At 40.5% G+C, this 20,549-nt stretch carries 19 protein-coding genes; 18 read left to right on the top strand and 1 reads right to left on the bottom strand.

The genetic code is table 11. The features are described from left to right. The first annotated feature begins 203 nt into the window (after positions 1-203). The 18 genes from BWD42_RS15635 to BWD42_RS15550 all read left to right on the top strand — a co-directional run bounded on the left by BWD42_RS15635 (position 204) and on the right by BWD42_RS15550 (position 19,397). Positions 204-1,130 carry a PstS family phosphate ABC transporter substrate-binding protein gene (locus tag BWD42_RS15635; RefSeq protein ID WP_175992074.1) on the top strand — a complete coding sequence of 309 codons (927 nt, stop codon included), beginning with the start codon at positions 204-206 and terminating at the stop codon, positions 1,128-1,130. A 25-nt stretch (positions 1,131-1,155) separates the two neighbouring features. Continuing rightward, positions 1,156-2,964: a tetratricopeptide repeat protein gene (locus BWD42_RS15630; RefSeq protein WP_077437316.1), complete on the top strand. Its 1,809-nt coding sequence runs from the start codon at positions 1,156-1,158 to the stop codon at positions 2,962-2,964. Between the two features lie 119 nt (positions 2,965-3,083). Continuing rightward, the gene (locus BWD42_RS15625; protein WP_077437315.1) at positions 3,084-3,458 is read left to right on the top strand and encodes an NADH-quinone oxidoreductase subunit A; all 375 of its coding nucleotides are present in this window, start codon (positions 3,084-3,086) and stop codon (positions 3,456-3,458) included. Between the two features lie 60 nt (positions 3,459-3,518). After that, a complete protein-coding gene (locus tag BWD42_RS15620) occupies positions 3,519-4,070 on the top strand; it encodes an NADH-quinone oxidoreductase subunit B (protein ID WP_077437314.1) in 552 nt (183 codons plus the stop codon). Positions 4,071-4,073: 3 nt separating this feature from the next. Further along, on the top strand, positions 4,074-4,568 hold the full coding sequence (locus tag BWD42_RS15615; protein ID WP_077437313.1) for an NADH-quinone oxidoreductase subunit C: 495 nt from the start codon (positions 4,074-4,076) through the stop codon (positions 4,566-4,568). Between the two features lie 11 nt (positions 4,569-4,579). After that, a complete protein-coding gene (locus BWD42_RS15610) occupies positions 4,580-5,815 on the top strand; it encodes an NADH-quinone oxidoreductase subunit D (RefSeq protein WP_217700085.1) in 1,236 nt (411 codons plus the stop codon). Continuing rightward, a complete protein-coding gene (gene nuoE, locus BWD42_RS15605; protein ID WP_077437312.1) occupies positions 5,808-6,329 on the top strand; it encodes a complex I 24 kDa subunit family protein in 522 nt (173 codons plus the stop codon). Before BWD42_RS15610 ends, nuoE begins: the two co-directional genes overlap by 8 nt. Before the next feature lies 1 nt (position 6,330). Then, positions 6,331-7,686, top strand: a complete 1,356-nt coding sequence (gene nuoF, locus BWD42_RS15600; protein WP_077437311.1) for an NADH-quinone oxidoreductase subunit NuoF — start codon at positions 6,331-6,333, stop codon at positions 7,684-7,686. Between the two features lie 30 nt (positions 7,687-7,716). Continuing rightward, the gene (locus BWD42_RS15595; RefSeq protein ID WP_077437310.1) at positions 7,717-8,736 is read left to right on the top strand and encodes a 2Fe-2S iron-sulfur cluster-binding protein; all 1,020 of its coding nucleotides are present in this window, start codon (positions 7,717-7,719) and stop codon (positions 8,734-8,736) included. 9 nt (positions 8,737-8,745) lie between these two features. Continuing rightward, on the top strand, positions 8,746-9,789 hold the full coding sequence (gene nuoH, locus BWD42_RS15590; protein ID WP_077437309.1) for an NADH-quinone oxidoreductase subunit NuoH: 1,044 nt from the start codon (positions 8,746-8,748) through the stop codon (positions 9,787-9,789). An 11-nt stretch (positions 9,790-9,800) separates the two neighbouring features. Then, positions 9,801-10,310 (top strand): NuoI/complex I 23 kDa subunit family protein, encoded by a 510-nt coding sequence (locus tag BWD42_RS15585; protein ID WP_077437308.1) that lies wholly within the window; start codon positions 9,801-9,803, stop codon positions 10,308-10,310. An 11-nt stretch (positions 10,311-10,321) separates the two neighbouring features. Further along, positions 10,322-10,819 carry an NADH-quinone oxidoreductase subunit J gene (locus tag BWD42_RS15580; RefSeq protein ID WP_077437307.1) on the top strand — a complete coding sequence of 166 codons (498 nt, stop codon included), beginning with the start codon at positions 10,322-10,324 and terminating at the stop codon, positions 10,817-10,819. Next, on the top strand, positions 10,819-11,148 hold the full coding sequence (gene nuoK / locus BWD42_RS15575; RefSeq protein ID WP_077437306.1) for an NADH-quinone oxidoreductase subunit NuoK: 330 nt from the start codon (positions 10,819-10,821) through the stop codon (positions 11,146-11,148). Before BWD42_RS15580 ends, nuoK begins: the two co-directional genes overlap by 1 nt. Positions 11,149-11,167: 19 nt before the next feature. Further along, complete coding sequence (nuoL, locus tag BWD42_RS15570) at positions 11,168-13,090, top strand: NADH-quinone oxidoreductase subunit L (RefSeq protein WP_077437305.1); 1,923 nt, start codon at positions 11,168-11,170, stop codon at positions 13,088-13,090. 15 nt (positions 13,091-13,105) lie between these two features. Beyond that, on the top strand, positions 13,106-14,548 hold the full coding sequence (locus BWD42_RS15565) for a NuoM family protein (protein WP_077437304.1): 1,443 nt from the start codon (positions 13,106-13,108) through the stop codon (positions 14,546-14,548). Positions 14,549-14,566: 18 nt separating this feature from the next. Next, the gene (locus BWD42_RS15560) at positions 14,567-15,943 is read left to right on the top strand and encodes an NADH-quinone oxidoreductase subunit N (RefSeq protein WP_077437303.1); all 1,377 of its coding nucleotides are present in this window, start codon (positions 14,567-14,569) and stop codon (positions 15,941-15,943) included. A 174-nt stretch (positions 15,944-16,117) separates the two neighbouring features. Next, a complete protein-coding gene (locus BWD42_RS15555; RefSeq protein WP_175992073.1) occupies positions 16,118-18,610 on the top strand; it encodes a DUF5686 family protein in 2,493 nt (830 codons plus the stop codon). Between the two features lie 4 nt (positions 18,611-18,614). Next, entirely contained in the window at positions 18,615-19,397 is a 783-nt protein-coding gene (locus BWD42_RS15550) for an enoyl-CoA hydratase/isomerase family protein (RefSeq protein WP_217700084.1), read from the top strand. Between the two features lie 232 nt (positions 19,398-19,629). Here the strand turns inward: BWD42_RS15550 and BWD42_RS15545 are convergent, their stop codons facing one another. Then, positions 19,630-20,523, bottom strand: coding sequence for an AraC family transcriptional regulator (locus tag BWD42_RS15545; protein ID WP_077437301.1), 894 nt, complete (start codon positions 20,521-20,523; stop codon positions 19,630-19,632). Positions 20,524-20,549 lie beyond the last annotated feature (26 nt).

Here is a 20,549-nt window from a genome sequence, read left to right as displayed (position 1 = left end):
TTGGGATAATTTTCCCATAGAGATCAATCCAACTTACAAAACAGTTTTCGGCGTTGTGTTGATTCTTTATTCTTTTATGCGATTTGTGAGGCTTTGGCAAAACAATTTTAATTAACCGCCAGTAGCTTTTTAAATTTCAAACAACTCTCTTCAAAAATTAAACTATTCTTTTATTTTAGTTGTCTTATTATATGATGTATCGTATGAGAAAATATAGTGTAATTCTTGTGATGCTAGGTTTTTGTATCGGAGCATTGGTTTCCTGCAAAGATGGAGCAAAGAGCAATAGAGGGAGTGAAGATATTCTTACCGGCAAATTGCCGGTCTTGGTTGATCAGACGTTGCTGCCGATCATCAAAGAGTCTGCTGATGTTTTTGAAAGCTCATATCCGAACTCCAGTCTTGAAATCATGGCGAGACCGGAGATCAAAGCTGTTAATGCTTTATTGTCGGACTCAGCTTATGTGGTTGTCTTGACTAGAAAATTAAATAGCCAAGAGGATGAATATTTTAAGAAGCGCGGTATCCAACCTAAAATATTCCAAATGGCTTCTGACGCTGTGGTATTAATTAATAATCGTAACAGTGCCGATACTATAATGTCCCAAAAGAGCGTTAAGTCTTTGTTGGAAGGTAATTTAGCTGGCCAGCGTCTGATTTTTGACAACGCAAATTCAAGCACTTTACGTTTTTTAAAGGACTATTACAAATTGCAAAAAATTGATCCGAAGGCTATTTCCGCGATGAAAGATAACGAGGAAGTGATAAAGTACATCAGCGAAAATACTAATGTCGTGGGGGTTATCGGTTATAACTGGTACTTGAAGGCAGTTGAAAAAAATTCGCAATTATTGGATAAAATTCGTACATTGAGCATCGAAAATGTTAGTGAGGAGGCGGACAAGGCACATTTTTATAAGCCATCACAGTCAACCATAGCCGACGGATTGTATCCGTTCATAAGACCGGTTTACATCATGAATTACCAACCTAATATGGGATTGGGGCTAGGGTTTAGCGCATTTTTGACGGGAGATCGCGGACAGCGCATTGTGCTAAAAGCAGGTTTGGTGCCTGCAACCATGCCGGGACGGGAGATCATTATTAGAGATGAGAGTTATATTAAATAGATAATAAATAGTACAAAAATAGATTATGACAAACAGTAAATTATTATTTAGTCTTTTATTGGCTGGATCTGTGGGCACAGTAAGTGCGCAAAGTTTGAAAGATGCTAGAGCAGCCATCGAGGCTGAAAACTATGGTAAGGCGAAAACTATTCTTCAACAGTTAGTGACTAAGCAGCCTAAGAATGGAGATAATTATTTCTATTTGGGTCAAGTTTATTTGGTAAACGACAGAGCTGACTCTGCCGCTGCGATTTTTAACCAAGGTTTGACTAATGATCCAAAAGCGACAATTAACAATGTAGGTTTGGGTTATGTTGACTTATTGAAGAAGGATAAAGCTAGCGCTGAATCCAAGTTTGCTTTGGCGACTGCAAAATTAGGTAAAAAGGATTACGAGCCATTATTGGAAATCGGTCGTGCATATATTAACACACCGGAGCCAGATTACGCAAAAGCTCTAGAATATTTAACTCAAGCAAAAGCAAAAAATACCAAAGATATTGCTATTCCTTTGGCATTGGGCGACGCTTACCGTGGTTTGAGAGAAGGTTCATTGGCTTATACCAGCTATGGTGACGCGATGGATATTGATGCAAATTCCGTTAAGGCGAAAGTTGGCCAAGCTATTATCGTTCGTGGGGCACAAGCTTATGACGAAGCTGTAACCCAATTGGAGGCGATAGCAGCCGAGACTCCAGCATATGCACCTACTTATCGTGAGTTGGCGGAGACATACTACCAATGGTCAAGAATGCCTGGAACTAGTGACGAGAAATATGTAGAGTTGAATAAAAAAGGTGTTGCGCAATACAAGAAATACCTAGAAACAGCAGGAGATAATTCGTTGGAGGCAAAAATTCGCTATGCCGACTTCTTGGTTTATTCTCGTCAATATGATGAATTACAGACTGTTTCAGAAGAATTGGCTAAAAATCCTTCGGTAGATCCAAAAATCTATCGTTATTTAGGATACATTGCTTTCCAAAAAACAAAAGATTATCCGAAAGCATTGGAATATTTGAACCAAATGTTCAGCAAAATGGAAAAGGACCGTGTGATTCCTTTGGATTACATGTACTTGGGAATGGCACAAATTGCTGCTAATAGTCCGAAACCTGCTGCTCCAGCTGCAGGCGCGGATAGCACTGCCACTGTTGCTGCTCCTGTTTTGACTCCTGAAAATACAGCTAATATCCAAAAAGGAATTGCAGATATTAAAAAAGCAATTGATGGTGATAAGGAATTGTTAGGTGAGGTTGCTGAATTGGCATTTGCTAAATATCAAGAACAAGAATTGCAGACTGCAGCCTCTTTATTTGAGTTAGTTGGTCAATATAAGGACAATCCAACTTACTTATATGATGCAAACTATTATGCAGGTGAGGCTTATTTCCAAATCGGATCTAAAGAAGAAGCTGCTAGTAAAAATGCAGAAGGTGCTATTGTTAATCAAGCGCAAAAAGATAAAGCAATTGCAACGCTGAATAAGGCGATCGGTTTCTTGACTGTTATTGAAAACACAGATAATAAAGAGGCACAAGATAAATATCTGGTCAATGCGCTTTATTATAAAGCTTTCTCTGCCTTAACTGCGGATAATTTGGAAAATCCAAAAGGTGATTTTGTGCCAATGTTCCAAAAATTAATTGATACAATCAACCAACGTGGTAGTCAAGAAAAGAATAAGACTTATTTGGTGGATGCTTATACTTATATCGGTCTTTTCCATTATATGAAACAAGATATGGTGAAAGCAAAGCAAAATTTACAAAAAGTGCTTGAGATAGATCCAGCAAATGAAGGCGCGAAAGCGTATTTGGACGCTATTAAGTAAGCTTAACTAAAATCATTCTAAATTAGGCGCAGATCGTATGATCTGCGCCTTTTTTGTTTTGAATTTAGTCTTGGAATTTCTATATTTAGAGACAGTTACCAATATAAATTCTGATTGAGATGGAGCACGCCAATAGTATGCCGATAGACTATTTACCTATATTCATACAGCTGATTGTAGCCGTAGGATTCGGAGTAGGTACCATAATTATTACCCACCTTATAGGTCCTAAAGTTAGGACGGAAAATAAGCTCGGAGCATTTGAGTCCGGTATTGAAGTCGTAGGGAACGCTAGGCAGCCTTTTTCAATTAAATATTTTCTGGTAGCAATCTTGTTTGTCATTTTTGATGTTGAGGTTATTTTTATGTATCCATGGGCCGTCAACTTTAGAGAAATGGGCTTTCAGGGCTTGATCGAGATGTTTATTTTCATGGGGATGCTCTTGTTGGGCTTTATCTATGTCATTAAGAAAAAAGCATTAAACTGGGACTAAGTTGTCCTGTAACATTGGCGTAGTAGCCGATTGTACTTAAACCTTATAAATCGTCTTTTCATGAGTGATATAAAATTGGCAGAAGCTCCTCCGGGAGTAGAAGGCGCAGGATTCTTTGCGACTAGCTTGGATAAAGCTATAGGGCTGGCGCGCGCAAATTCGTTGTGGCCCTTGCCTTTTGCGACATCCTGTTGTGGTATTGAATTTATGGCTACGATGGGTTCTACCTACGACCTGGCTAGATTCGGCGCCGAGCGACCAAGCTTTTCTCCGCGGCAGGCGGATATGTTGCTGGTCATGGGGACCATAGCAAAGAAAATGGCTCCTGTCCTGAGGCAGGTCTATGTGCAAATGGCAGAGCCGCGTTGGGTGATTGCGGTCGGTGCCTGTGCTTCTAGTGGGGGGATCTTCGATACCTATTCTGTGTTGCAGGGTATTGATGAAGTGATTCCGGTGGATGTGTATGTCCCGGGCTGCCCTCCGCGTCCCGAGGCGATTCTAGATGGTGTTTTGCGTTTGCAGGACATCGTCAAAAACGAGTCGTTAAATAGACGAAATACACCTGAATATAAAGCGCTTTTGGAAAAATACGGTATACATACTAATAAATAGGAGATGGAGAATAGCTTTTTATTGGAGAAACTCCAGGAAAATTTTCCTGATAAGATCGTAGAAATTCCCGATGCACATCATCTCTTGACGGTCCTTGTGGATGTAGAAGATGTCATCGATATATTGCGCTTTCTGAAGGGCAGTAATGAGTTACAGTTTATTCATTTAACGGATATTACTGCTGCGCATTATCCTCATCTCGAGAAAGAATTTGCTATTGTATACCATATCCATAGTCTGGTCCACAATATCCGTATACGCGTAAAGGTGTTTTTGGATGGACCAAACCCGGAAATACCAACGGCTACAGTTGTTTGGAAAGGGGCAAATTGGATGGAACGTGAAACCTATGATTTTTTTGGAGTAAACTTTTTAGGACATCCGGATTTGAGAAGAATCCTGAATGTTGACGATATGGATGTGTTTCCGATGCGAAAGGAATATCCCTTGGAAGACCCAAACCGAGTAGATAAGAAGGATTTGTATTTCGGCCGTTAATTTTATATGATATGAGCGAGTTTATAAGCAAGATGACATCTAATCAACCTGTTTTCGATGATAATGACCCACAGGATGAGTTGATCACCCTGAATATTGGCCCCACACACCCAGCTACGCATGGTGTATTCCAGAATGTAGTGCAGATAGATGGGGAGCGTATTGTGAGTGGTGTTTCCACCATTGGCTATATTCATCGTGCTTTTGAGAAAATTGCCGAACACAGACCTTTTTATCAGATCACTCCGCTGACGGACCGTTTAAATTATTGTTCGGCGCCCATCAATAACATGGGTTGGCATATGACAGTTGAAAAACTGTTAAAAATCGAAATTCCGAAGCGCGTACAATATATGCGGGTTATTGTGATGGAACTTGCGCGTATAGCAGATCATATCATTTGTAATGGAATCCTAGGTGTTGATACAGGTGCATTTTCAGGATTCTTGTACGTGATGCAGGAACGCGAGTTTATCTATGAGATTTTCGAAGAGATCTGTGGTGCGCGTTTGACAACAAATATTGGGCGTATCGGTGGATTTGAACGAGACTTTAATGCTATTGCTTTTGAGAAAATCCGTGAATTTTTGAATCGTTATCCGCCCGTATTGAAAGAGTTTGAAGAGATGTTTGTGCGTAATCGGATTTTTATAGAACGAACTTCGGGCGTTGCTGCCGTTACTCCGGAGGAGGCATTGGATTATAGTTGGTCTGGCCCTATTTTAAGGGCTACTGGTGTAGATTATGACGTTCGGGTACAAAATCCATATTGCTCCTATGAGGAGTTTGACTTTGAAGTGCCCGTGGGTACAACAGGCGATGTATATGATCGGTTTATGGTCAGGAATGAGGAAATGTGGCAGTCCCTTCGCATTATTGAGCAGGCATTGGAAAAAATTGAGAAGGAACCTAAAGGGGTATTTCATGCCGAAGTCCCAGATTTCTATTTGCCACCAAAGGAGCAGGTCTATACTAATATGGAGGCGCTGATATATCATTTTAAAATCGTCATGGGTGAAGTGGATACGCCTAAAGCTGAAGTGTATCATGCCGTGGAAGGCGCAAATGGTGAACTTGGTTTTTATTTAATCCATGATGGAGGTCGTTCACCTTATCGTCTCCATTTTAGGCGTCCATCGTTCGTCAATTATCAGATGTTTGCGCCAATGAGTGCAGGTATGTTGATTTCTGACGCAATTATTAACATGAGTAGTCTTAACGTTATAGCAGGAGAATTAGATGCTTAGTGTAAAACAACATAATGAAAATGTAACGTTTTCTCCCGAATTGCTAGCCAAGTTTGGGGAAGTGGTAAGCCGTTATCCCGAGGGGAAGCAGAAATCAGGGCTATTGCCCATTTTGCATTTGGTTCAGGCGGAGTTTGGCTGGGTCAGTGCGGATGCAATGGATCAGGTGGCTGTTTATCTCCATATTTTACCCATTGAAGTCTATGAGGTCGCAACCTTCTATACGATGTTTTTGCTGGAACCTAAAGGAAAATATGTCTTGGAAATTTGTCGCACCGGTCCTTGTTGTCTAGTTGGGGCCGAGCGAATCATGGGGCATTTGGAACAAAAACTTGGTGTAAAGGAGGGGGAAGTGACGCAAGATGGGCTCTTCTCCTGGCGAGGTGTTGAATGTCTGGCTGCCTGTGGATTTGGCCCTGTCCTTCAGATCGGACCTGAATACACCTTCTATGAGAACTTGAATGAAGCTAAGGTGGACGAATTGATTGATCATTTAAAAGCTAAAACAGAATAATATGGCACGTAAACTTTTGTTGACACATATCGATGTCCCAGGCATCAATACCTTTGAGGTTTATCGTCAAAAAGGAGGCTATGTAGCTGTTGAAAAAGTAATAAAAAACATGTCTCCAGAGGAAGTGGTGGAGGAGGTGAAAAAATCCGGACTGCGCGGAAGAGGTGGAGCAGGTTTTCCTACAGGTATGAAGTGGTCCTTTCTGGCTAAGCCGGAGGGAGTGCCACGTTATTTGGTCTGTAATGCGGATGAGTCTGAGCCAGGTACATTCAAGGATCGTTATTTGATGACCCATATTCCGCACGCGTTGATCGAAGGAATGATTGTGTCCAGTTTCGCTCTTGGTGCAAATACATCCTATATCTATGTGCGTGGTGAGATGATGCCACAGATCAGAATCCTGGAACGTGCTATCGCTGAAGCAAAAGCGAAGGGATTTTTAGGTAAGAATATATTTGGGTCAGGTTATGATCTAGAAATCTATGTACAGCCAGGAGGCGGTGCTTATATCTGTGGCGAGGAGACCGCATTACTGGAATCTTTAGAAGGTAAGCGTGGCAATCCACGGATCAAGCCTCCTTTTCCTGCCATTGCGGGATTATATAACTGCCCTACAGTCGTAAATAATGTAGAGTCTATTGCTGCAACCGTTCCTATTATTAATCTGGGCGGGGAAGAGTATGCAAAAATCGGTGTCGAACGTAGTACGGGAACGAAATTGATTTCGGCCAGTGGTAATATCGTCAAACCTGGGGTGTATGAAATTGAACTGGGGCTACCAGTAGAAGAATTTATCTATTCGGATGAATACTGTGGTGGCATAGCTAATGGAAAACGGATGAAGGCTGTTGTGGCAGGAGGTTCGTCAGTGCCAATTTTGCCAGCAAACCTTATTCTGAAAACAGCTGCTGGAAATAGCCGTTTAATGACCTATGAGTCTTTATCGGATGGTGGTTTTCAAACAGGTACCATGCTTGGCTCGGGAGGCTTTATTGTATTTGATGAAGATCAATGTGTGGTTCGCAATACCTGGAATTTCGCCCGTTTCTATCATCATGAGAGCTGTGGACAATGTTCGCCTTGTCGTGAGGGAACCGGCTGGATGGAAAAAGTGTTACATAAGATTGAAAGTGGACATGGATCTATGTCCGATATTGACTTGCTTTGGGATGTACAACGCAAGATTGAGGGTAATACGATATGTCCTTTGGGCGATGCGGCTGCTTGGCCTGTTGCTGCAGCAATCAGGCACTTTAGAGATGAGTTTGAATGGCATATACTACATCCGGAGGAGTCACAAACAAGAAATTATGGATTAGCGCATTATGCGGATCCTTTACAACCAATTGTATCATAATAAAAGCTGTAACGATAAATTATAAATATCATGGCAGAAGCGGAAGATGTAAAGTTTAAAGTCACAATCGACGGTATACCAGTAGAGGTCGCGCCGGGGACAACCATATTGAATGCAGCACGGCAAATTGGTGGCGACATCGTTCCGCCGGCAATGTGTTATTATTCTAAACTGGAAGGAAGTGGCGGGAAGTGTCGTACTTGTTTGGTGAAGGTCTCGAAAGGCTCCGAAAAGGATCCTCGGCCGATGCCAAAACTCGTGGCATCCTGTCGGACTACGGTGATGGATGGTATGGAAGTGCAGAACATTACCTCACCAGAGGTAGTGGAGGCAAGAAAGGGCGTCGTTGAGATTCTTTTGATCAATCATCCTTTGGATTGTCCCATTTGCGACCAGGCTGGAGAATGTAAGTTACAAGATCTTGGGTATGAACATGGCAGTGCAGATACCCGTTATGAGTTTGACCGCCGTACTTTTGAACGAATCGATCTTGGGGACAAAATCCAATTGCATATGAACCGCTGTATCTTATGTTACCGTTGTGTTTATGTGGCGAATCAATTGACGGATCAACGTGTGCATGGTATTTTGGGGCGTGGAGATCATTCGGAAATATCTACTTATATCGAAAATGTAATCGACAATGATTTTTCGGGGAATGTGATTGATGTCTGTCCAGTCGGGGCTTTGACTGACAAAACTTTCCGTTTCAAAAACCGGGTCTGGTTTACAAAGCCGATAGACGCGCACCGTGATTGTCCGACATGTTCTGGCAAAGTGACTTTATGGTATAAAGGAGAAGAAGTTATCCGTGTGACTGCACGGAAAGATGAATTTGGTGAGGTAGAAGAATTTATCTGTAATACCTGTCGCTTTGATCAGAAAAAAACAAGTGATTGGATCCTGGATGAACCGACAGAAATTGATTCGCAATCTGTTATCTCGGCCAATCATTATGAACTATTTAATCCGCCAAAAGTAGTGAAGGAGAACCCGATACTCCAACAACAAAACCGGGAACAGTTGGCTAGAACAGAAAAATTGAAATAAGCACGCATCATGGAGTGGTCTTTTGTTATAGAAAAATTAATATTGGTGTCTGTGATCTTCGTGATTACCTTGGTGATTGCGATGTATTCGACACTTGCCGAGCGTAAAATAGCAGGTTTTATGCAAGATCGATACGGTCCGGACCGGGCAGGTATATTTGGAATTCTGCAGCCCTTATGTGATGGCGGAAAGTTCTTCTTTAAAGAGGAGATTATTCCAGCTGGCGCACATAAGGTCCTCTTTATTGTTGGACCGACAATTGCGATTATCACGGCCTGTATTAGTTCGGCTGTTATCCCTTGGGGGCAGGAATTACAGATTGGAGATCGTGTGGTATCGCTACAGGTGGCAGATGTCAATGTCGGTATATTATACATGTTTGGTGTGATCGCATTGGGAGTATATGGCATCATGTTGGGTGGATGGGCATCCAATAATAAATTTTCGTTAATGGGCGCAATTCGTGCGGCATCACAAAGTATCAGCTATGAAATCGCGATGGGCCTTTCCATTATCGCATTATTGATGGTGACACAAAGTCTCTCGCTTAAAGAAATTGTAGCGCAACAGTCTGGCTTCGTCAATTGGAACATCTGGGCACAGCCACTTGGATTTATTATTTTCATGGTCTGTGCCTTTGCGGAGTGTAACCGTGTTCCTTTTGATCTACCCGAATGTGAAACTGAATTGGTCGGCGGTTATCATACTGAGTACTCTTCCATGAAATTGGGACTCTATATGTTCTCCGAATATATTAATATGTTTGTTTCTTCGGCACTGATGGCATCACTTTATTTTGGAGGGTATAATTTCCCTTTTATGAATGATCTGGGGCTGTCAGCAAACTGGATCACCATTATTGGTGTCATCGTGTTTTTCCTTAAAATATTTGGATTTATCTTTTTCTTTATGTGGGTACGCTGGACTTTACCACGGTTCCGTTATGATCAATTGATGAATCTGGGTTGGAAGATGCTGATTCCATTGGCTATTGCCAATATTGTACTTACAGGCGTATTTACATTGATAAAAGATACTTATTTCTCATCATAAGAAAGGATTTTATGCAACTAAGCAATCGTAAGAAAGTAATCGAACAAAAGCCAATGACCTTTTCGGAAAGAATCTATTTTCCAGCAATTGTCAGAGGGCTGCGGATTACATTGAGGCATTTTTTTAAGAAAATCCCCACTGTTAAATATCCCGAAGAAATAAGACCTTATTCCAAAAATTTTCGGGGACAGCATTCGTTGAAGCGTGATGAGGAGGGACGCGAGCGCTGTACCGCATGTGGATTATGTGCGTTGTCATGTCCTGCGGAGGCCATTACTATGACTGCTGCTGAGCGTAAAAAAGGTGAAGAACACCTTTATCGCGAAGAAAAGTACGCATCAGTTTATGAAATTAATATGTTGCGTTGTATTTTCTGCGGTCTTTGTGAAGAAGCCTGTCCAAAAGAAGCTATTTATTTGGATGGTCCACATGTGACGGCAGATTACCTACGTAAGGATTTTATATATGGGAAGGATAAGCTGGTCGAGCCAACCTTTGATATTACCAAATTAAAGAGCTAATTCAAGAAATTATGACAGTATTTTATTTTGTAGCCTTCTTGTCTATTTTCTTTGCGCTGATGACCATCTTTACAAAGAACCCTGTGCATAGTGTATTGTACTTGGTCATTACCTTTTTCACATTCACAGTGCATTACATTTTATTGAATGCCCAGTTTTTGGCTGTGGTCAATTTTATCGTCTATATGGGGGCGATCATGGTACTCTTTTTATTTGTACTCATGTTGCTCAATTTAAATAAGGATACCGAACCGATGAAATCCAATATGGTCAAATTTATGGGAGTAATTGCCGGTTGTTGCTTATTGGTAACCTTTTTTGGAGTTTATCGTGTGTTTGAGATCTCCAACCCCTTGACTGTCGTTAATCCTGAAATTGGATTGGTGAAAAACCTAGGCAAGGTATTGTTTAACGAATTTTTGCTTCCGTTTGAATTGTCTTCTTTATTGTTATTGACGGCCATGATAGGAGCAATTTTATTAGCTAAGAAAGAACCTAAACAAATCTAATGGAAACAGTTGTTCAACAGTTGCAGGGTGTACCGATAAATCATTATTTGATTTTTTGCACTATTATTTTTGCTATTGGTGTGATCGGTGTATTGATCCGTCGTAATGTAATTATTATTATGATGTCCATCGAATTGATGCTTAACGCTGTCAATCTGCTATTAGCGGCTTTTTCGGTGCAGCATGGCGATTCATCGGGGCAGGTGTTTGTCTTCTTTATTATGGCACTTGCAGCCGCGGAAGTAGCGGTCGGTCTGGCTATTATTATTATGGTATATCGGAATACGAAGTCTGTGGATATCGATTCCTTGAATAAACTTCGTTGGTAGAACTTAAGAAATAAATACGATGAGTGAATTAATTTGGTTGATTCCCCTTTTGCCCTTAATCGGGTTTATAGTGAATGGATTGGGCAGAAATGCATTTTCCAAAGGTATGATCGGTGCTTTGGGCAGTGCCGTGGTTCTTATTTCTTTTATCTGCAGCTGCATCCTTTTTTCTGAAGTATATCAATCAAGACAGGCAGGACAAGCAGGAATTATCGAACAACATCTATTTGACTGGATTTCAGTGGGGCATCTCAAAATAAGTCTGTCCTTTTTAGTGGACCCATTAAGTGCGATTATGTTATTAATAGTCACTGGTATCGGTTTCTTGATCCATATTTATTCTATTGGGTATATGCATCATGATAATGGATTCGGTAAGTTTTTCGCCTACTTGAATCTATTTATCTTTTTCATGTTGCTCTTGGTGTTGGGTTCTAATTACCTTGTCATGTTTATTGGTTGGGAAGGTGTAGGACTCTGTTCTTACCTACTCATTGGATTTTGGTATAAAAACACGTCTTATGCAAATGCTGCGAAAAAGGCATTTGTGATGAATAGAATAGGTGATTTAGGATTTTTGTTAGCCGTATTTTTGATACTGGGGACTTTCGGATCACTTGAATTTTCCACGGTATTTGCTGGGGCAAAGAATTTTGCTGTTGGTGACATCGCTGTGGTGAGTATAACCATATTACTATTTATTGCCGCAACAGGTAAGTCCGCACAAATCCCATTATTTACCTGGTTACCGGACGCTATGGCTGGTCCTACACCTGTTTCGGCCTTGATACACGCTGCGACTATGGTGACAGCGGGGATCTATATGATCGCTCGATCCAATGTATTGTTTGTGCTCTCACCGATCACATTGCAGCTGATTTCCATTATAGCAATCTGTACTGCTTTGTTGGCCGCTGCAATCGCAATAACACAAAATGATATTAAGAAAGTACTGGCTTATTCTACAGTTTCTCAATTGGGTTATATGTTTCTTGGTCTAGGCGTGGGAGCATTTACGGGTGCATTTTTTCACGTATTGACTCATGCGTTCTTTAAAGCCTTATTATTTCTTGGTGCAGGATCAGTTATCCATGGTATGAGTGATGAGCAAGATATGCGAAAAATGGGTGGATTAAAGAAAGCAATGCCGGTTACTTATATCACTATGCTAATTGGAACGATTGCAATTGCAGGTATCCCTCCATTTTCTGGATTTTTCTCTAAAGATGAAATATTGGCCAATGCATTTGCTGCCAACCCAATCTTATGGGGCCTCGGATTTTTGGGAGCGTTAATGACAGCTTTCTATATGTTCAGAATGTTATTCATGACATTTTCCGGCTCATTTAGAGGTACTGACGAGCAAAAATATCACCTGCATGAATCACCAAAAAGTATGACAATTCCTTTAATGGTATTAGCGGTGCTTTCTGTTGTTGGTGGAGCAATCAATTTGCCTACGGTGCTAGGTGGAAACCATTGGTTGGAGAATTTTCTTGCGCCGGTATTTGCTGAGGGGAAGGCATTGATTCCTGCTGCACATCATTTGGAGCATAGCACCGAATACATGTTAATGGCGGTTTCTGTATTTGGTGTATTAATTATGGTTGGCCTTGCCTACAACGTTTATGTGAAGCGCCAACAGATGCCTGTTGAAGATGAAGCTCCACGGGGCTTTCTGGCAAATCTTTCCTACCATAAATTTTATGTGGATGAACTTTATGATGCGGTCGTTGTACGCCCGATCAACTGGTTGTCGACTTTCTTTGGTCAGGTCGTGGATCAACGCGGTATTGATGGTATTGTTAATGGGGCTGGTAAAGCAACATTCGATACCGGAAAAGTACTCCGCTTGCTTCAAAATGGAAATGTTGGGTTTTATTTATTGATGATGGTAATTGGAGTGATTGCTATTTTCGTTTATGGATTTTTGAGTCTTTAATATTTAGTATAATCGATGGATAACCTTTTCTTACTTATTTTATTGCCGTTAATCAGCGCATTGATTTTAGCTTTATTAAAGACCAATGCCGCCAAGTCAATAGCATTGATTTTATCAATCGTATCGCTCGCATTGACGATCCCATTCCTTTGTCAATTTGATCCAAATGGCGGGATGCAATTCGAAAAAAATTGGGAGTGGATTTCGGCCTTGCATATTCATTTTCATCTTGGCGTAGACGGGATTAGCTTACCGCTGATACTGTTGACCAATGGATTGATGCCTTTCATTATTGCGACAACTTTTTCTAAAGACTATAAGGGCAATTTTTATGCATTGATGGCTTTTATGCAAGCTGGATTGTTGCTTGTATTTATGGCATTGGATGCTTTTACATTCTATGTGGGTTGGGAAATCGCTTTGATCCCGATTTATTTTATCTGTGCACTCTGGGGCGAAGGTGACCGTATTCGGGTTAATCTAAAGTTCTTCATTTACACTTTTTTGGGAAGTCTTTTGATGTTGATCGGAATTCTTTATCTCTATCAACAGGTGCCAAATCACGATTTTGAATGGACTTCTTTTATCGCTTTGGAGCTGGGGGATGACACACAACGTTGGTTATTCTGGGCATTTTTTATCGCCTTTGCGATTAAGATTCCCATCTTTCCGTTTCACACTTGGCAGCCGAATACGTACACGAATTCTCCAGCTGCTGGCACGATGTTATTGGCGGGTATTATGTTGAAAATGGGGGTATATGGTTTAATGCGTTGGCTATTGCCTGTGGTTCCTACGGGAGTTGCTTTGTATGGGCAATTTGCCATGATCTTATGTGTCATTGGAATTGTTTATGCTTCTATCATTGCAATTAAGCAGGACGATGCCAAACGGTTGATCGCGTACTCTTCAATTGCGCACGTTGGATTAATCAGTGCAGGAGTCTTCTCTTGGAATACAAATGGTCTGAGTGGTGCAACAATACAAATGTTAAATCACGGTATTTCGGTCATTGGACTTTTTTATGTACTGGATATCGTGCAACAACGTACGCAAACACGTAGTCTTTCAGAACTTGGCGGAATTGCGAGCAAAGCTCCGAAATTAGCGATCTTTTTTATGATTATCTGTATGGGGGCAGTTGGACTGCCACTAACCAACGGTTTTATAGGTGAGTTTCTGTTATTGAAAGGTGTATTTCAATATGGATTCTGGTTTGCAGTTTTCGGCGGACTAACGTTAATATTAGGGGCTGTCTATACGCTTCACCTTTATCAGCAGACGATGTTGGGGGAAACTACGGACAAAACCATGCAGTTTGAAGATGTAAAAGGGGGAGAACTCGTTGTATTGAGTCTGATTTCCTTCTTGATTCTTTATATCGGTATATTCCCGAATTTCTTATTGAATCTTTCTGCGGGTTCAGTGGAGGTTTTAAGCACATTTTTAGGCAGATAAATAGATATATCAATTTGTATGGGAGCTATAATTACACTTTCAATATTAGCATTAGTTGTTCTTTATCTTGGCTTGTTCAAAGCGAAAACCTTGCTTTTGCCGGTTTCCATCCTTGGATTCTTGGCAGCGATTGGTTTTCTACTGAACGATTGGACAGTTGACAAAGGGCCTCTTTTCAGCGGGATGGTTCATTTCGATCATTATGCGATTGCATTTTCAGTCTTATGCATCGTCGTTACTTTGTGCATATTTATTATTTCAAAAGGGTATTTTGATGAGGGGGGACAGGTTGCAGAGTATTATTCATTGTTGATATTTTCACTGACTGGAGCTGTTTTGGTAAATAGTTATCACAATTTCTCCATGCTCTTTTTAGGGATAGAAATTATGTCCGTAGCGCTTTATATCCTGGTAGGTATCCGTAAGCGGGATAAGGCGTCAAATGAAGCGGCGCTGAAATATTTTTTGATGGGTGCATTTTCTACCGGATTTTTGTTATTTGGAATCGCATTATTATATGGAGCTACAGGTTCATTTGATCTGGATGAAATAAAAGCCTATGTCGTAAATAATCCGCATGCAATTTCACCTTTATTCTATGGTGGTATCCTATTACTGATTGTTGGTCTGACCTTTAAAGTTGGTGCAGCTCCATTTCACTTTTGGACTCCGGATGTGTATGATGGAGCACCTATTCTGATTACAAGTTATATGAGTACTGTCGTTAAAGTAGCTTCCTTCGCGGGACTATTACGATTATTTAGCTACAGTCTACTTCCTTTACAAGATTTTTGGGAACCGGTATTCCTGATCATCGCGATTATTACATTGTTTATCGGAAATATTTCCGCTGTCATGCAATCTTCTTTCAAACGCATGCTGGCTTACTCGAGTATTTCTCATGCAGGTTATATGCTGTTTGCCATCATAGCTGTTGGGGCAACTTCGGCAAATGGTATTTTTGCTTATGGACTTGCCTATTCACTTGCAACTATTGTTGCATTTACTGGGTTGATCCTCGTAAAGAAGACAACAGGATCAGAACATTTTGAAGCGTTTAATGGATTGGGAAAACGAAATCCCATGTTGGCATTCGCAATTACCGTAGCCATGCTTTCTCTGGCGGGTATCCCATTGACGGCTGGATTCATCGGTAAATTTATGATGTTCTCCTCGGTCATGGAGAGCTATCATATCGTATTATTGATTTTAGCAGTTATCAATGCCGCTATTGCAGTCTATTATTATTTAAAAGTGGTGGTTGCAATGTATTTTAGAGACAGCGAAGAATCCTGTGTAAATGTGCAATGGAATTACTCATTCGTCCTTTTGCTTGCTGTTGGATTGACTATCCTTATTGGGGTGTATCCGGACTGTCTATTAAAGTTAATATAAAGTTTCTGTTAAAATACTTGTTGTTTACTAAAGCATAGCGATTTCGTTATGCTTTTTTTATATTTATTGACATAACTCTTGAATACAAATTGTATATTGTAAAAAAGAAATCCTATCAGTTTGAAGATGCTGTTTAAAGTGTGTGTTAAATCTTTTTCAATAAGCTTTTTTAGTGTGTTACTATTCCTGTTGTTCGGGGGGAAAGTGATTGCGCAGGAATTTATACGTGGAAAGGTTGTCGATGCACAGACAGGGAAAGGGATTAGTCGTGTTTCCATCAACTGGGTAGGGGAAGATAGTGGTGGCGTTAGTGATACGCTGGGTTACTTTAAAATTTTGGATAAGAAGCAATACAGGCAATTGGTATTTGGGTCTGTAGCTTATGAACGAAGAACAGTTGATGTACGTCGTGAGCGTGATTCGTTGATGACCGTACGGTTGACCGCAAAAGATAATACCTTGGATATCGTCGTGATCAATCGAAAAAATAGGAAGCCCAAAGATCCTGCGATCGCGCTAATAGAACAAGTTATCGCCCATCGTCCGCAAAATCATTACAGCCGTATTCCAGAGATTCGTTTTGACGAATATGAGAAGACGCAGTTTGGGTTTGTGAATCCAGAGGATAAGGCCAAGAAATTTCCCAAGCCGTTTCGATTCCTTTTCGAAAATATAGATTCGACAGTATTTAGGGGACTTACGATTGCGCCATTCTATCTAGAGGAAAATTTTGCGAATGTTTATTCTTCATATGATCCTAATCGAAGCAAGAAGATTATTACCAGTCACAATCAAACCGAACTAAACCCACGTTTTTTCAATAATGATAATTGGCAGACCCGTTTTCAAACCATACTTCGTGATGTCGATCTTTATGAAAATACCATACAGGTTGCAAATAAGGGCATATTGAGTCCGATAGCGACAGGTGCAACAGCCTTTTACAGATATCGAATACAGGATACTGTTCAAATAGCGGGAAAAGATTATATCAAACTTCACTTTGAAGGCAAATCAAAGATCGATTTATTGTTCTACGGTGTACTTCTCATATCAGATGATACTCGCTATGCTGTTCATCAGGCAACCCTAAATATTGGAAAGGCTGCAAATATCAACTGGATCAACGATGTACAGATTGATCTGAGCTACAGCGAATTTAAAAATGGTAGTATGCTTCCGGTACTTACAGATTTGAAAATGTTGTTTGGAGGAAGTAAAACCGATGTTTTATATGGGCGGCGGGAAACGCGATATCTTGGGCATCGAACAGATTCAATCTCAAATGACAATTTTGTTGGCGTGCCGGTTGAAAAAAGATACTTGCTTCAATCCGGTGCAAAGGTTCCAATCGTTCAGGTCAGACCGACGCCATTAAGTAAAGCCGAAATGGGAGCCTATCAAAAAGTTGATTCTGTTCAGAAAATGCGGTCTTTCAACCAATTGGTTGCATTGGGCTATCTATTGGCTAAGGGGTATTATAATGCTGGGAAAGTGGAGTTTGGCCCATTAGAGTATCTCTATAGCCGGAATAATTATGAGGGCAACCGTATTCGGTTGAGTGGTCGGACAACGCGATTATTTTCTGAGAAGGTTTTTATGGAGGGATATACCGCCTATGGTGATAAGGATAAGGAAATAAAGTATTATCTGAGTACAGCATTTACATTAAATGGAGAGCGTATTGTGCAATTTCCCGCGAACTATCTCCGCTTTACAGTCCAGCATGACGTTATGGAACCCGGGCGCAATCTGGGCTTCTTAAAAGGTGACGGATTTTTCAGGTCTTTTGGAAAGAACAGACCAAATAAATGGCAATTCAACGATATATACCGCCTCGATCATTTGATTGAATTTGGTAATCACGTGAGTATTGGAACGGCATTGACACATACCCGTAGACAACCTAAGGGCGAGTTATTTTATGTTAATAGTTTACCTCATCCTGATACTATCCGTGCGGTCAATACCAATGATTTTCAGGTTCTTTTGCGCTGGGCTCCTAATGAAGATTTCACCTATCATAATCTCGATCGTGGAACAGTCGAAAATAAATATCCAATTTTTACACTTCAATATAACAAGGGTTTGAAAGGTTTTTGGGGAGCAGATTATAGTTATGATGCTTTGCGATTTAGTGTGTTCAAAAGACTGTTTTTATCTCCGGCTGGTCAGGCCGATCTTCAGTTTTCAGGTGGAAGAATCTGGGGAAAACATTTACCATATACTCTCTTGGAACTTCCTGAAGTTACGAGAGATAAATCGGGTCCTTTGGTAAATTTTGATTTGATGGCTGCTTCGGAATTTGCATCGGATCAGTTTTTAAAATTGACCTATTATCACAATTGGAACGGATTTTTCTTCAATAGAATCCCTTTATTTAGAAAACTGAAATGGCGTGAGGTGACAGGCTTCAAAGCTTTCTATGGAAAATTAAGCGATGTGAATAATCCATTTGTTACCCCTGAGAATATACAATTTGAAGCAGATAAAAATGGTATCGTTCAAACAAAAGCAGTCCGAGATAGACCTTACGTTGAAGGTTTGGTGGGCGTGGATAATATTTTTAAATTGCTTAGATTAGAGTATAAAAAGAGACTGAGCTACAAAGGTGGAGAAGGTGTACCATCGGATACCTTCACCGCATCCATACATTTTAATTTTTAGCTGTATGATCCAATATTCGAACTTAAAATATGAGGTTAAAGATAGCATAGGCTATATTATAATCGATCGTGAACCTCAAATGAATGCCCTGAATCAAGAGACGCTCGATGAATTACAGGAAATTTTTAAGCAGTTTAATGCGGATAATCATGTGCGTGGTATTATTTTGACAGGAGCTGGACACAAGGCTTTTGTCGCCGGTGCAGATATCAAGGAGTTTACCGACCTTTCTGTCGTTCAGGCACGTTGGTTGAGCGAGCGCGGTCATATTATCTTTACAGATCTTATTGAGGGGGCTCCAAAACCTGTTATTGCCGCTATCAATGGTTATGCTTTAGGAGGAGGGCTTGAAATGGCATTGGCTTGTCATATGCGTATCGCTTCTGAGAATGCAAAAATGGGACTCCCCGAAGTTTCATTGGGATTAATACCGGGTTACGGAGGTACGCAGCGTCTGCCAGCTTTGATAGGAAAGGGACCTGCAATGCAAATGATTTTGACAGGCGATATGATTGATGCGCAAAAGGCGTATGAAATCGGCCTGGTTAACGAAGTGGTCCCACAGGAAAAGCTAATCGGGAGGGCAGAAGAAATCCTCCAAAAGATATTTACACGTTCACGAGTTGCGGTAGCAAGTGCCATCGATGCTATTAATGCGGCTGGAGATAAAAGACGGGATGGTAGTAAGGTGGAGATGGATACATTTGGTCATTTGTTCGGAACAGATGACTTCAAAGAAGGAGTTTCCGCTTTTCTAGAAAAAAGAACGCCCAAATTTCCCCTTTAAAAGCAGCTTAAACTGTGGATAAGGCGAGCTGTTCGCCCTAAGAATTATTAGTTGGTCTTCTTTCGCCGAAGCGTAAACTTTAGATAGGAACCTATCTGAAATGGGCCTCCTTTTAATGGAATGCTATCAGAAATTGTTATGCCTGTTGCGTATGAGATATGGTCTTTCAAAGAAAGTCGTTTTTTGTGAAGGGGTCAACCGCTAACAGGAAGACTTGTGAAATTTAATCAATCTATTTCTGATACTTTTTACGGTAATCTTGAGGAGACATTTTCATCTCTTTAGTAAAAGCTTTGGAAAAATGAAATGGATCATAAAAGTTCAATTTGAAAGCGATCTCTTTAATTTTCAGTAACGTAAATTGTAAATAGGAGCAGGCCCTTTGCATGCGTAACTGATTGTAGTATACCATGGGCGGATAGGATGTTTTCTGCTTGAAGAGGCTAATCATGTGTGATTTTGAATAATTAAAATGTGCTGAAATTTCATCTAAACTAATGTTGCTCTCCAGATTGTCCTTCATAAACATGATGATATCCTGAATGATATTATCATGTTTAATTCGATTGCTCTCCTCGTATTGAGCTGCATATTTGATAGATGCCAAAAAATATTGGAGACAGAAGCTTGTGTATTCTAAATTTTCTGGACTATAGCCCATTTCTAAATTTTTGTAGATACTTTCGAACAGCTGAAAACGATCAGTATGTTTATTTGAGTCCGTATCATTGATATGAATGATCTGTCCGATGATGTTTTCAAAAAGGGAAGCCTCGGTACCCTGAAAGTGGATCCAATAAATACTCCAGGGATCATTAGCCTTGGATCCATAGGAGTGTGTTGTATTTTTGGGAATGATATATAAGTCGTTTCTGGAGAGATTATATAGCATTTCATCCTGTTTGATCCAGCCACGCCCTTTCTCGCAATAGATCAAAATATATTCTGTACAACCTTCCTGTCGATCGCGGTAATGCTTTTTTGCTGTCGGATAGTAGCCTATATGTGTGATGTGCAATTTTGAAGTGATATTACTCTGTGCTTGATAGTTGCACACGGAATAAGGAAGTACAATAGCCTTCTCGCCTTTGAATCCTTCTGCAATTACATCCGTATTTGGAATCATAAGTTAGGAAATTTGGTTTATGCTGT

Source organism: Sphingobacterium sp. CZ-UAM, assembly GCF_002000245.1.
In the GTDB taxonomy this organism is placed as follows: Bacteria; Bacteroidota; Bacteroidia; order Sphingobacteriales; family Sphingobacteriaceae; genus Sphingobacterium.
The sequence above is the reverse complement of the archived record's forward strand: the minus strand, read 5'-3'. Positions and strand labels throughout refer to the sequence as shown.